Here is a 14,466-nt window from a genome sequence, read left to right as displayed (position 1 = left end):
CTAGAAATGTAAATAGAATCGCAAAATTAGACAAAGTTTTTTTCTCGAAAAAATTTAGCTAAAAATGTAAGCGATTACCCGCTAATATTTCGACATTATTAGCACTTCGTTATATGGCTTTTTCTCTGTATGAAAGATTCTTAATTCCTTTTTGCATACTAATAGGGTGACCGCTTAGCAGCAGCCACCCCCGTTCTATTATGTCAATTGTTTTTATATTATTTACGAAAGTGAGCTCCTTCTAATAAAAGGAGTTCTTCCTTTATATCTGTTCTCTTTCCAGCATAACCAGTTAATGATTGATTCTTGCCAATCACTCGATGACAAGGAACCAAGATCGGGAGTCTGTTAGCTTTATTTGCCTGTCCGATCGCTCTAACAGCTTTAGCATTCCCGATTGCTTGTGCAATTTCCTGGTAGCTTCTTGTTTCTCCATAAGGAATATCATTTAATACTTCCCATACAGACATTTGGAATGGTGTCCCGTTTTTTTCAACAGGTAAGTCAAATGTTGTTCTTTTATTTAAAAAGTATTCTTCTAACTGTGCTTTAGCGGTTAGCAGTAGAGTATCCTGGGGATCAAATTCTATAGTTTCTTGGTTTTCATCTTTTTTAAAATCATCCTCCCCCATATGAACTGCCACTATTTTTTGACTTTGAGACACAATGTAAATAGCACCGATTAGACTTTGACAAATAATGTACTTCCGTGTTTCTGACATTAATCTTTTCCTCCCTGTTGAAGAGGTAAATAGATATGAAAGATTGTTCCCAAACCTTCCTCACTTTCGACCTCGATCACTCCTTGATGTTCAGCAATAATACGGAATGAAACCATTAAGCCTAAACCGGTTCCTTTTTCCTTTGTTGTATAGAATGGTTCCCCAAGTTTTTGCAGCTTTTCAGGCGTCATACCAAAACCCTCGTCTTTAATAGATATATGTATTTTTTCACCTTTCAACTGGTTAATGGAAATAGTAATCTTACCGCCTTCTGGCATAACTTCAATTGCATTTTTAATCAAGTTAATGAATACCTTTTTTAATTGATTAGGTTCACAAAATAGATTAGGAATATTATATTCGTAATCCATACAGATTTGTATATTATGAAGTACTGCTTGTGCACCTAATAAGTCTACCGTCTCTCTCATAATTTGTACAATGTCTCTTTCTGAATATTGTACTGCCTGCGGTTTGGCCAAAATGAGGAATTCGTTGATAATTGAATCAATTCTATTCAATTCGTTTATAATGACATCGTAGTAAAGGGAATGTTTATCTTTTATCGTAGGTTCCAACAATTGAATAAAGCCTTTTAAAGCTGTCATCGGATTGCGAATTTCATGTGCAATTCCGGCTGCAAGCTCCCCAATTACATTCAAAGTGTCAGATTTTCTGAGCTCTTCTTCCAGTTGCAATTTTTCAGTAATATCCTTAAAAGTGATTAAGTTTAGATCGGAAAAAACATTATGCTTCATGGAGAACTCAAAATGCTTTTTAACACCTGATTTTAACGAAAAGGAGATTGCACCTTCCGATTGTCCAGCTCTTTTAAAAGTATCTAAATATTCATCTGCTTTCTCTTTTGTTACCCCTAGATTCTCTAATGCGCTTAAGAAGGATTGCCCAACTAGGTCCTCCTTAATTACATCTAGCATCTTTGCAGCGGAAGGATTAACGTCAACAATTTCTTCATTGTCATCTCTCCATAGAATGAAACCCTCTAGTGCACCTTCAAAAACATTTCGAAACTTGTTTTCTCTTTCCCTCAGTTGCTGTTCCATTTCATATCTTTCCGTTACATTTCGAAAAATAGTCATATGGTTTCCATCAACAGCATTCAGTTTTGATGTGAATTCAAGATATTTCTTTTGTCCGTTCGGCATTATATATAATAACTCATCTCGAACAGAGCCTTCTGTTCTTAATGTCTTTACGACTTTATCATATCGACCATCATGATCGATAACAAATTCAAATATTCTTCGTCCCTTTAAATCTTCAATACTGCTTTCAAATATTTTACATGCAGATTCATTGGCATCTATAACTCCTTCATCATTCCAGAAAACAATCCCATCAATGGCCTCTATAAATAAATCCTTATATAACTCAGCATTCTTTTTCTCAAGTTCTCGTATGCTACTTTTCTCGGCTACTGATTGTTCGTCCTCGTCGAAAAATCTCCTCTCCTTCACCGTACTCCTCCTCATAGCTACTTCAATAATCTGTTTATTCTACAAAAAAAGGAAAAAACCTGCAAAATTCCGAGAAAAATGTTGGATTGTACGATTATAAGAGGTATCTCAAAGAAAAGAGAAGACCCAATCAGCAGGAATCTTCTCTTGTTCAAATATTATTTTATTAAATAGATTTAGCTTTCTTACAAAAATGGATTTTCATGTTTAGCTTTTAAGCGCAGCCATCTTTTTTCTATTTCTTGCTCAAAATCAAATAAAATTGCCTTGTTTTCATCTTTTAACAGATGCTTTGTCTTACCCATGTATTTTAACCATTCAGAGAGATGAATCTTCTTCTTTTTGTCTTCAGGATTATAGGTAATATTCGTAACTCCTTCTTCCACTTCATAAAGCGGGAAGAAATTACAATTTACTGCAGCCTCCATGATCGTATTCCCATAACGATCCTCAGATTTCCAGTTTAATGGGCATGTTATTAATATTTTCCCATAAACAGTACCAACATTTTGAGCATACCACTGAGCTTTTGCAGCCTTTTTAACGAGATCCTGAGGAAATGCTTCTGTGCCCGTAAAAACATATGGAATATTCGTTGATGCCATAATCTGTGGTGTATCTTTATGATGGAATGCCTTACCTTTTTGTGTTTTTCCTACATTTGTTGTACTTGTCATATTTCCAATTGGTGTAGAGTAAGACATTTGCGATCCGGTATTCATATAACCTTCATTATCATATTCAAGAATAATTAATTTATGGTTTCGAAGCGCAGTTCCAATCGCTGACCCCATTCCGATATCCATTCCGCCGTCCCCTGTAATCATAACAAAGGTTGCATCATCAGATACATTTACTTCACCTCTTCGTTTCAACTCAAGAAATGCTTCTAGTGTCCCTGATAATGTAGCAGCTCCGTTTTGGAAAAGGTTATGCATCATCGTTTGCTTATGAGATGTATGCGGGTAAGCCGTTGTCGTAACATAAGCACAGCCTGTTTGGAATAAGACAACGACATCTCCTTCGATCCCTTTAAAGAACAATTCTAAACCGCCAAAAATACCACAGCCTGGACAAGCACCATGTCCGGATGCAAGACGTTTTGGCTTCGATGTTAACGCACGAAGCGGCGGCATTTTTACCTTTAGCTTATTCGTCTCTTCGTCTTTTGTAACTTTGATTAACCCTGAGTTAAAAACGTCCCCGTGCTGAGGCGTTATAACAGGTTTTAATACATTATTAGGATCTCCTGGAACATGACCATAATAATCAAATGGTTTTTCAGCATATCCTTTTTTCATCGCATCAATAGCCATTGAAAAGAAATTCTCGGCATCATCCGCATAGAAGTCCTTTCCTCCAAGTCCAAATACTCGGCTGAGTACAATTGTTTTATTATCTTTATCTTCTTGAATGGCAGATTTTACTTCATGCGTTAAATTCGGACCATGTGCGCCATAAGAGTCTGCTCTCTCACCAACTAACAATGCTTTTACATTTTTCAGGGCATCCTTTATAGCTTCTGCTGGAAATGGACGAATAATATTCGGACTAATAACCCCAGCTTTTATTCCCTGGCTGCGCAGTTTATCGACAACATCTTTTGCTGATTCTGCTGCTGAGTTTAATAAAAATAAAGCAACATCTGCATCATCCATTTTATAAAGATCAAGTACAGGATATTTACGGCCAGATAATTTTTCATATTCTGCAGCAATTTCTTGGAAGACATCGCCTGCAGCATACATCGCTTGCGATTGCTGGAAGTGATTGTTTGTTAAATCTTCTCCATTCATATGAGCACCGATTGTAACCGGCTTTTTCGGATCTCGGGCAAAATGATAGCCAGTCGGACATTCACCGACAAAATCTTGTACAACCTTACGATCTTTAAAATACTCCACTTTTCTCTTTTGATGCGAAGTAAAGAAGCCATCATAAGCCACAATAACTGGTAAACGTACTTTAGAATGTTCCGCAATTTTCAATGCCATGATATTCATATCATAAACAGCTTGCGGAGTTTTAGCAGTTAAAATGACCCAGCCTGTATTTAAAGCAAAGTATAAATCTGAATGATCCCCTCTAATATCTAGTGGGCCGCTGACAGCTCTTGTGACCAAATTTATAACCATCGGAAAGCGTGTTCCAGATTGGACTGGAAGCTGCTCGATCATATACAAGAATCCATTTGCACTCGTAGCATTGAAGACACGGGCACCTGTTGCTGCTGCTCCGTAACAAATTCCGGCTGACCCATGTTCACCATCTGCTGCAATTAATTTGATATCGTGTTCGCCCCGTGCCTTCATTTGATCTAAATATTGGGCAACTTCTGTTGATGGAGTAATCGGAAAGTAACCCATTATGTGATAATTAATCTGAGCTGCGGCCATAGCAGCCATTTCATTTCCAGATTCAAATGTCATGACTTGTTCTGCCGCAGTGTTCTCTTCCGTAACCTTCAATTCTCTTTCTAAAATAGCCATCAAGAAATCCCCCCTGCTACATACGGAAAGTTCTGTTTCACTCTGTGTGCATCTGCATAACCGATCGTTTCACGAAGATCCTTTAATGCAGTTGTTGGACATGCTTCAACACATTTTAAACAGCCTTTACAGTATTGATAATCAATTCCTTTAAGGAACATTTGCTTTCTTCCTCGTTTATCTTCTCCTTCTTCCCAAACAAAACAGAAGTCCGGACAAACATTGTCACATGCCGCACAGTTAATACATTGTTCTTGATCAAACTCAGGTAAAAACCCTTGACGGGAGCCGCTTAAATCTTTAAGAATACTGTTTCCTTGAGAGGTCAGAACACCGCCCATTGTTTGTGTCTCATAACCTAAAACTGGCTGTGGACGACTAAAGGCTTTTCCGTTTGCATTTGCTGGTGTTTCAAAGTGCTTAAATTGCACTTCGTTGAAGCCTCTCTCAAATGTACGAATATTAGGCTCTACTAAATGAGGATACTTCTTTTCAAAGGTTTTCCTGATAACACTTTTCATTGCTTCAGGATCTAAGAAATCACAAATGCGAAATAGAGCGCCAAGCATAGCTGTGTTAACCTTTGTTTTTTCCTCAACAGCAATCCCTAATGCATCTACAATGGCAACAGTACCGTATTTTATATTTAAATCATTTTTGATATCATCAAAATTTCTAGTCGAATTTACTAATACAATTCCATCCGCAGATAATCCACTTACCACATCAACCGTTTTATATAGTGCTTCATGAAAAACGCCTATAACATGCGGTTGTTCAATTGGACTGTGGTCACGAATTTCAACATCTGCATCGCAAAATCGTATAAAACTTTTTACAGGTGATCCTTTCTTTTCGGATCCATATGAAGAAAAGTTAGATCCGTTAAGACCAAGCCCCAAAACTCCAGCTTCTGCCAGCATTTTACCAGCTAAATTTGCACCTAAACCACCGATCGATTCTAAACGAATCTCAAAGAAACCTAATTGATTCTTCTTCGGTAAAATAGACATATTCTCCCTCCTTATATGTAACAATGATTATTTATTTTAAATAATTTTCTCTCTCTTCCATATTTTAAATAAGTATAATTAGAATTGCTGTGATAAAAATCATACACAATATATTTTTTTCTGAAACAGTTAAAATAAACTCCAATTACACCTACATATTACAATACACCTTGTTTATATAACAGAAAAATTATTGTATTATAACAGGGTAGTCTCACTAGTGTTATATCCATATAGCAAAATCTTTGTTCTTGCATAAAAAAGAGACCTACACGATTGTGTAAGTCTCTGCTTCACTTTATTACATATCTTCTACAATGATATATGTTGCTTTAATCGGTCCATGAACACCCACTACAAGGATCATCTCGATATCCGCCGAGTTACTTGGACCTGTGATAAAGTTAATACATGAAGCGACTGTTTCTCCACTTCTAACTTTTTCACTAATAATTCGTGCAGCTTGTGTCATTCTAGGGACGATGGTACTCTTTGGTATTAAAACAATTGAAGTGGCTGGAAGGAAACTTACCGTCCTTCCTTTATCCTTACTGCTGAATAAAACAGCAGTTCCAGATTCTGCTAAAGTTACATCACTTACTGTGATTCCAACATTAGCATAGTTAGCTTTGTCTATGTTTTCTTTACCTTTTGTGTGATCCCAGAAGTGAAGGTCAACTCCAGATTCAGGCCATTCTTTATTCATTAAATTCGTTAAGCCGAATTGGTCAAACCTTTCATCTTTCCAAGCTACGATTGGTCCTCCACCATATTCATTAACCACTTTTTTAATTGATTCTGTAAGATCTTTCGAATTTGATAAGACGAAATTTGTATGAATGTTTTTACATTGTTCTTTTAACACTTCCACAAGTTCATCCTGTGTAGCATTCTTAAGCACTTCATCCTGTGGATTATATTTCCACTTAGGACGTTCAACACTTGTTTTTCGCTCTCGTCCAAGTCGGTTGGCAATATGACCTAAGAAAGCATCACGATTTTGAATAGTTCCGTTCATTAATTAGCCCCTCCTTTTGGACGATTTTTAAACCAATCCCGGAAATTCTCTTTATTTGGTGCAGGGAAATCACGAATATTTGTCCATGCTTTTAATGGGCCTGGACCTTTTGTAATTTTATCTCCATCTGTAAAAGGTGATGTAACAGTTGGAGCAATCTTAGTGGCAAATTTAAATAAAGACGGAGAAGATGCTCCAAAAGCGTAAGCCTTCATTAATAATTTTTCACTTACTGGCGCCCTTCCTTCTTTTTCTACGATCACTTGACGGTGTTTATGCAGCAGCTCATGCAGTGGAATTTTAACCGGACAAGCTTCCGTACAAGCCCCGCATAAAGTTGAAGCATATGGCAATTCTTTAAAGTCATCATATCCGCCTAAAAGTGGTGATAATACTGCTCCAATTGGACCAGAATAGATTGAACCATAGCTATGACCGCCAACATGACGGTAAACAGGACATGCGTTCACACAGGCCGCACAACGGATACATTGAAGGACGGATTGGAACTCACCGCCAAGAATTCCAGATCTGCCATTGTCTACAACAACAAGGTGGAACTCTTCAGGACCATCTACATCCCCTTCTTCCTTAGGTCCCGTAACAGTAGTGATATAACTTGTCAACTTCTGCCCTACCGCACTTCTCGTTAATAAGCTAACAAGCACTTCCATTTCTTCAAAGGTCGGAACAAGTCTTTCCATTCCCATTACCGTAATTTGCGTCTTAGGCAATGCCATAACTAAATCCGCATTCCCTTCATTGGTAACCAATGTAACCGATCCCGTTTCTGCAATTGCAAAGTTACAGCCTGTAATCCCAACATCTGCATTTAGATATTCTTGTCGAAGTTTTTCACGGGCATGCAGCGCAAGCTCTTCTGGCTCATCCGATTTATCATATCCATGCTTTTCTTTAAAAACGTCACGGATCTGTTGTCTATTTTTATGTAGTGCAGGCACTACGATATGAGATGGCGGTTCATGATCGTCAACTTGTAAGATGTATTCCCCTAAGTCCGTTTCAATTACATCACAGCCAGCTTCTTCTAAAGCGGCATTCAAGTTGATTTCTTCTGTTACCATTGATTTTGACTTAACAATTTTTTTAGCTTCTTTTTTCTCAACAACATTCTTAATATATTCACTTGCTTCCTCAGCTGTTTGAGCAAAGAAGACATGTCCGCCTCGTTTTGAGACATTTTCACTTAATTGATATAAATAGTAATCTAAGTTCTCAAGAACATGCTGGCGTATTTCTTCTCCATGGGAACGCCAATCCTCCCAATTGCCGAGTTCTTCAGCAGCACTAAGACGACGTGATTGGAATCTTTCCTGGGCACTTGAAACAGCGCCGCGCATAAAGGAATCTTTTATGCCAGTCCCAACACGATCATTAAATTCCCCTGTGCCAATTTTCATTGCCATTGGTATTTCCCCCTTTTTCTCGATGCAAGAATTTTACTGCGCGACATCATCGACTGTTAAGGACCTCTGCAATATGCATTACCTTAATATTCTTGCCTTCACGATTGATTCTTCCGCCTATATTCATTAAGCAGGCTGCATCTGCACCAACCAAATACTCTGCTCCTGTTTCCTCAACATGTTCCACTTTTTCATCCACCATTTGCTCTGAAATATCAGGCATTTTCACGGCAAAAGTACCACCGAAACCACAGCATTGTTCTTTGTTCGGAAGTTCTGTAAATTCTAGACCTTTAACATGTTTCAATAGTTCCATTGGTGGTTCTTTTACGCCTAATAGACGTGTCATATGACAAGAAGTATGATATGTAGCTTTTCCGTTTAAACGTGCCCCTACATCTTTTACTTTTAAAACCTCAACAATAAATTGGGTAAATTCGTACGTTTTGTCGGCAAGTGCTTGTGCTTTTGGTTTCCAAACAGGATCATCTTTAAAAACATGGGGATACTCTTTAAAGAAGTACGCACAAGATCCAGACGGACAAACTATATATTCAGCATGTTCAAATGCTTGAATCATTTTTTTCATAGCAGCTTTTGTTTCTTCAACATAACCACTGTTATAAGCTGGCTGGCCGCAGCAAGTTTGTGCTTCTGGAAAATCTATTTCACATCCCAGTCTTTCTAATACTTCAACTGTTGCTTTTCCTACATTCCCTTGAAACAAATCTACCATGCAGGTAGCAAATAGGGTTACTTTCATTATTCCCGCTCCTTCTACATATCATATAATCAGAACCTCATAATCTTATGTTGATTAACAGGTCATCTGATGACTAGTAATTGGAAGTTTACAATTCTCCACTAGAATAATACTACTACACTTTATTCATTTTTTGAAAGAGTTTTCATTAAAATTTGTACACAGGAAATATTATCCTAAAAAAATTATGGAATGACCATGTTCACAGCTTATAAACAGTATTAATAGGGTAATCTAAAGGGGAACCGGCAAAATCCGGTTTCTTCCCTCTATTTATATTATTCCACCATATAGTTAGTTAATATATTATTAAATTCCCCTTATTTAGCTCAAGCATTCTTTCCAGTTTCTTCAAAATATTTATTCAATATCGCCTCCACATTATCTAGATGTGAAAGCATAGCCTCTCTAGCCTTATCCTCATTCTTTGCTTCAATCGCTCTAAAAATATCAACATGCTGCTCATACAGCTTTTCACTTGTTGTTTGTTTTGAGTAGAACCATATCCTGCGCGTTTCTTTTTGCGTTTCAATCATGAGCCCTGAAACCTGTTCTAATAAATTAGATAGCAATGGATTATGTGAAGCAGCTGCTAAAGTTAAGTGAAATTTAAAGTCAGCTTTCTCCCCTAATTCTCCGTCTCCTTGTGCCTTCTTCATCTCATCTAGTACCATTGCCATTGCTTCTATATCTTCTTCCGATCTATTTTTAGCAGCTGATGCCGCAGCACCTGTTTCAATAATTTTTCTGACTTCTAAAAGATGAGCGATATCTTCTTTGTTCATCAAAATAGCTGTTGATAACGGAAATATCAATTCTTTCGCTTCAAACCCTTTTACAAAGGTACCTTCCCCCTGCTTCATTTCCACTAATCCCATTGCCTTTAACGCAGATAGAGCTTCTCTTATTGCCGATCTGCCAACATTAAAGTTTTCCGCTAACTGTTGGACAGAATCTAATTTATCACCTGGATTTAGTTGACCCGTTCTAATCAACTCATGAAGAGTTTCGGCAACTTCCTCGTAAATTTTTTTAGGTTTTATCTGTTTATACTTCATCCGGCTCACCTGCTAATCCCCTTTTTTCATAACTGAATTTATAGATCTATTATACATAAAATTTAGAAAATAGCGCCTTTATTTTTGTTGGTATTTTTTCATAAAAATTTCACAAAAACGCCACAATCTTTTCATAGATATATTGAAATTTTATCATAAACAAAATATAATTTTAACACTAGTCATCAGATGACCTAATCATCTTATGCTATGAAAACATGAAAACGATTACTTTTTGAGGAAAGGAGCGTAACAGAACATTTTTGGGGGACTTTAATTATAAGACCTTTGACATCTATATGAAAATCGGGGGAAAGAATCGTGACATTCACTCAAAACTTTACAGCCGTTGGTGACAGTCTTGCTTTATCAGCTTTAATTGCTATTATTCCAATTCTTTATTTTTTCTGGGCTCTAGCCATCAAGAGAATGAAAGGCTACATTGCTGGATTGACGACTTTACTTCTTGCTCTTATTCTAGCTGTCTTTGCTTATGGAATGCCGGTAATGCCAGCAGTTATGTCCGCAACTCAAGGAGCCGTATACGGACTATTGCCTATCGGCTGGATCATTATTACTTCAGTATTCTTATATAACTTAACAGTAAAAACAGGGCAATTTGATATCATTCGCCACTCTGTTTTATCTATAACTGAGGATAGACGTATTCAGGCACTACTTGTCGCCTTTTCTTTTGGTGCATTTTTAGAAGGAGCTGCTGGGTTTGGAGCTCCAGTTGCAATTTCTGCAGCCTTATTAGTTGGTCTTGGTTTCAACCCTTTATATGCAGCTGGTCTTTGTTTAATTGCAAATACAGCACCTGTTGCTTTCGGCGCTATCGGAATCCCGATCATCGCAATGGAAGGTCCTACAGGTGTCCCTGCAATGGAAATATCTAAAGTTGTAGGCCGACAATTACCACTGCTTTCTGTATTTATCCCATTCTTCCTTGTTTTTATCATGGTAGGATTCAAGAAGACGATTGAAGTACTGCCAGCCGTTTTAGTGTCTGGTATTACTTTCGCATTAACACAGTTTTTAAGTTCAAATTTCTTAGGCCCTGAATTGCCCGATGTTCTCTCAGCCCTTATTTCTTTAGTGGCACTAGCTGTATTTATGAAATTCTGGCAGCCAAAAAACATTTACCGTTTCTCTGAAGAAAAGGCTGCAAATGCACCTGCTGCAGCTAAAGCACTTATTGCCAAAAAAGACAGCCAATTCACTGGAGCACAAATATTTAAGGCGTGGTCTCCATTCATTGTCTTAACTGGAATTATCTCGCTGTGGGGAGTACCTGCAATTAAAACAGCTTTAACTGGTCATTACGAAGGAACAAATGTCATACTGCAAGCGGTTAATTCTCTTGGACATGCTTTAACCTTTATGCCGGAAGTTCCTTTCTTGCACAATCAAATCTTTAATGATGCAGGAGATCCAATTGCTGCTGTATATAAGCTTGAAATCTTAGCTGCAGCGGGAACTGCCATCTTAATTGCAGCCATTATTACGAAATTTATTGTTCGTATTTCTTGGGGCGACTGGGCAAAAACATTTGCGGATACTTTGAACGAATTAAAATATCCAATCATTACGATTTCGTCGGTTGTAGCCTACGCATATGTTACGAATGCAGCTGGCATGACGACAACTTTGGGGATGGTACTAGCAAAAACAGGTGCTCTCTTCCCATTCTTTTCACCAGTCTTGGGCTGGCTCGGCGTATTTATCACGGGTTCAGACACTTCCGCAAACCTGTTATTTGCTAAATTACAGCAAGTTACAGCAACTTCTGTGGGAATGGATCCAACTTTAGCACTTGCTGCTAACGCAAGCGGCGGTGTAACAGGTAAGATGATTTCACCTCAATCGATTGCTGTTGCCTGTGCTGCTGTGGGTCTAGCTGGCAAAGAATCTGAGTTGTTGCGCTTCACCTTAAAGCATAGTATCTTCCTATTATTAATAGTTTGTACCATTACGTTCCTTCAGAGCAATATCTTATCTTGGATGCTTCCATAGGAACTTTAAAAGCTCTCTCCTAACTGGAGGGAGCTTTTATATGTTCTGTTTCGTTTTTCTTCTATTATTTTTGTCTACAATAGGTTATAATAAAAAATTGTTATTTTAACAAATAAGACTACTCTTATAAAGGAGTTTTCAATCTATATGAATATAATTTGTACCACTTTGAATGCCAAGTTCATTCATACCAATATTGCTATAAGATATTTAAAAGCATTTGCAGAGCCTGAGTTCGATGTTCAAATTGCTGAATACACGATTAAGGACCCCACGATGAATATTGTCACGGACCTCATCCAAAAAAATCCTAATCTTATCGGTTTTAGCTGTTATATTTGGAATATAGAAGAAACGATTAAAGTCATCAAAATGATCAAGAAAATTGACCCTGCTATACACATTGTCGTTGGCGGGCCAGAAGTCACATATGATGTCGTGGAATGGATGGAAAAGGTTCCTGAGTTTGACTATATAGTCATTGGCGAAGGGGAAGAAACCTTTAAGCAATTATTACGCACTATAAATGGTGATGATGTTTTAAGTAACACACATGGCATTGCTTATCGTGAGAATGGAATTGTCCGGATCAATCCGCAAAGAAATAAGCTTGATTTACGAAACCTCCCTTCACCCTTTCGTTTTGAAGAGGACATCCAGAATCTCTCCAAGCGTGTTACTTACATTGAAACGAGCCGAGGATGTCCGTTTAGCTGTCAATTCTGTTTATCTTCAATAGAAGTGGGAGTTCGTTATTTTGACCGTGAAAAAATTAAAGATGATATTCGCTATTTAATGCAAAATGGGGCCAAGACAATTAAGTTTGTCGATCGTACCTTTAATATTAGCAGGAGCTACGCATTGGAAATGTTCCGCTTTTTGATTGACGAACATCTTCCAGGCACAGTTTTTCAATTTGAAATCACCGCTGATATCATGAGACCAGAAGTAATAGAATTTTTAAATCAAGAAGCTCCTCCAGGGCTTTTCCGTTTCGAAATCGGTGTTCAGTCCACCAATGATTACACGAATGAATTAGTCATGAGAAAGCAAAACTTTGAAAAGCTGACAAGAACAGTCACAATGGTGAAAGAAGGCGGAAAAATTGATCAGCATCTTGATTTAATTGCTGGACTGCCTGAAGAAAATTACGATTCCTTTAGAAGGACTTTCAACGATGTTTTTGCATTAAGACCGGAAGAGCTGCAGCTTGGTTTCTTAAAGATGCTGCGCGGAACTGGCTTAAGATTAAATGCAGAAAAATACAACTATATTTATATGGATCATTCGCCATACGAAATCCTTGGTAATAATGTTCTGACATTCCAAGATATTATTAAGATTAAACAAGTGGAAGACGTTTTAGAAAAATATTGGAATGATCACCGAATGGATCATACGATTGAGTATTTAGTTTCGTCCGTATTTCCTACTCCTTTTGACTTTTTCCAGGAGTTTGGATCTTATTGGGAATCTCAAGGATGGTCAAGAATCGGTCATCAACTTGAAGACCTGTACAAACGGTTATACCAATTTCTTCAATACAAGGGCACGGAAAAAATCGATATAATCGAAAGTTTAATGAAGCTGGATTACTTAAAAGGCTCAAAATATAAACCTAGAAAACCTTGGTGGGGGACAAGCTATGATAAGGCCGAAAGATCTTCGCTTTATCAAAGTATTTTGAGGCAGCCTTCACTTCTGGGAAGTGATTTTGACAAGATGCAAGTAGCAGAGAAAGAGTTGTACAAACATACAATTCTCGAGAAATTTGCATTTGACCTAGAGCATTACTTGAATACAGGCACTCTATTGAAAAATCCAATGCCAGTACTAATCTATTTTGATAGTGCACAGGAAAAGGCTTCTTTTTTTGTATATTGTAGTGAAAAAACTGAGTATTAATTTAAAACAGGGTCGACTCTTATAGAGTTGACCCTGTTTTTAATAGGCGTGGTTCGATAAAAACGAAGGATATCGGTCACTTTTGGGTGTATATCGGTCAAAATTTTATTTTATCGGTCAGATTTCAAAAATATCGGTCAGATATTGATATTATCGGCCGCTTTTTCGATATATCGGTCAGTTACCGCTTTTACTTCTTCTTTTTAGATTTTTTCTTATGGTCCTGATTGCTAGCAGGAACTTCATACTGCTTTGCTGCATTCATATCACCAAATTCATTGCCAAACTCAACATTTACGATTTCTTTTGTTATTTTTGTCATTCCGACCGTCCCTCTCTCCCCTGCTTAGAATTTCGATTAGCACCCTTCATTGGGTTTTCGCCGTGTGTGAATTCTGCTGAAAACTCAGATTCCTGAAGATTTTTCTTTGGAGTTTTGCTATATTTTTCAACTGCATTATGTTCAGCCTTACGTTTTGCCAAATAGACTACCTCCCTGATTAGAAAGTTACATATTTATTTTTCACATTTTTAATATCTCTACACTTCCATTTATTTCTTTAGAGTTTTATCTCAT

The 14,466-nt window shown here is 37.4% G+C and carries 12 protein-coding genes; 2 read left to right on the top strand and 10 right to left on the bottom strand.

Annotated features, from left to right (window positions below):
* Window positions 1-218: 218 nt before the first annotated feature.
* The 8 genes from CZ487_RS06480 to CZ487_RS06445 form a co-directional block, all read right to left on the bottom strand.
* Window positions 219-722: a methylated-DNA--[protein]-cysteine S-methyltransferase gene (locus CZ487_RS06480; protein ID WP_077211312.1), complete on the bottom strand. Its 504-nt coding sequence runs from the start codon at window positions 720-722 to the stop codon at window positions 219-221.
* Window positions 722-2,200 (bottom strand): PAS domain-containing sensor histidine kinase, encoded by a 1,479-nt coding sequence (locus CZ487_RS06475; RefSeq protein ID WP_077211311.1) that lies wholly within the window; start codon window positions 2,198-2,200, stop codon window positions 722-724. Before CZ487_RS06475 ends, CZ487_RS06480 begins: the two co-directional genes overlap by 1 nt.
* Before the next feature lie 185 nt (window positions 2,201-2,385).
* Window positions 2,386-4,689: a thiamine pyrophosphate-dependent enzyme gene (locus CZ487_RS06470; RefSeq protein WP_077211310.1), complete on the bottom strand. Its 2,304-nt coding sequence runs from the start codon at window positions 4,687-4,689 to the stop codon at window positions 2,386-2,388.
* Window positions 4,689-5,702: a 2-oxoacid:acceptor oxidoreductase family protein gene (locus CZ487_RS06465; protein ID WP_077211309.1), complete on the bottom strand. Its 1,014-nt coding sequence runs from the start codon at window positions 5,700-5,702 to the stop codon at window positions 4,689-4,691. The genes CZ487_RS06470 and CZ487_RS06465 overlap by 1 nt, the downstream gene beginning before the upstream one ends.
* 301 nt (window positions 5,703-6,003) lie before the next feature.
* Complete coding sequence (locus tag CZ487_RS06460) at window positions 6,004-6,720, bottom strand: LutC/YkgG family protein (protein WP_077211308.1); 717 nt, start codon at window positions 6,718-6,720, stop codon at window positions 6,004-6,006.
* The gene (locus tag CZ487_RS06455) at window positions 6,720-8,147 is read right to left on the bottom strand and encodes a LutB/LldF family L-lactate oxidation iron-sulfur protein (protein WP_077211307.1); all 1,428 of its coding nucleotides are present in this window, start codon (window positions 8,145-8,147) and stop codon (window positions 6,720-6,722) included. The genes CZ487_RS06460 and CZ487_RS06455 overlap by 1 nt, the downstream gene beginning before the upstream one ends.
* A 46-nt stretch (window positions 8,148-8,193) precedes the next feature.
* Window positions 8,194-8,910: a (Fe-S)-binding protein gene (locus CZ487_RS06450; RefSeq protein WP_077211306.1), complete on the bottom strand. Its 717-nt coding sequence runs from the start codon at window positions 8,908-8,910 to the stop codon at window positions 8,194-8,196.
* A 329-nt stretch (window positions 8,911-9,239) separates the two neighbouring features.
* The gene (locus CZ487_RS06445) at window positions 9,240-9,968 is read right to left on the bottom strand and encodes a FadR/GntR family transcriptional regulator (protein WP_077211886.1); all 729 of its coding nucleotides are present in this window, start codon (window positions 9,966-9,968) and stop codon (window positions 9,240-9,242) included.
* Window positions 9,969-10,289: 321 nt separating this feature from the next.
* On the opposite strand from CZ487_RS06445, the gene CZ487_RS06440 reads away from it, so the two are divergent.
* Window positions 10,290-11,984 (top strand): L-lactate permease, encoded by a 1,695-nt coding sequence (locus tag CZ487_RS06440; protein WP_077211305.1) that lies wholly within the window; start codon window positions 10,290-10,292, stop codon window positions 11,982-11,984.
* A 147-nt stretch (window positions 11,985-12,131) separates the two neighbouring features.
* The gene (locus CZ487_RS06435) at window positions 12,132-13,889 is read left to right on the top strand and encodes a B12-binding domain-containing radical SAM protein (RefSeq protein WP_077211304.1); all 1,758 of its coding nucleotides are present in this window, start codon (window positions 12,132-12,134) and stop codon (window positions 13,887-13,889) included.
* A gap of 190 nt (window positions 13,890-14,079) precedes the next feature.
* On the opposite strand, the gene CZ487_RS27675 is transcribed toward CZ487_RS06435, so the two are convergent.
* A complete protein-coding gene (locus CZ487_RS27675) occupies window positions 14,080-14,211 on the bottom strand; it encodes a hypothetical protein (protein WP_272914190.1) in 132 nt (43 codons plus the stop codon).
* Window positions 14,208-14,372, bottom strand: coding sequence for a hypothetical protein (locus CZ487_RS27060; RefSeq protein ID WP_202617792.1), 165 nt, complete (start codon window positions 14,370-14,372; stop codon window positions 14,208-14,210). Before CZ487_RS27060 ends, CZ487_RS27675 begins: the two co-directional genes overlap by 4 nt.
* Window positions 14,373-14,466 lie beyond the last annotated feature (94 nt).

The organism is Robertmurraya dakarensis, from assembly GCF_900156875.1.
GTDB lineage: Bacteria > Bacillota > Bacilli > Bacillales > Cytobacillaceae > Robertmurraya > Robertmurraya dakarensis.
The sequence above is the reverse complement of the archived record's forward strand: the minus strand, read 5'-3'. Positions and strand labels throughout refer to the sequence as shown.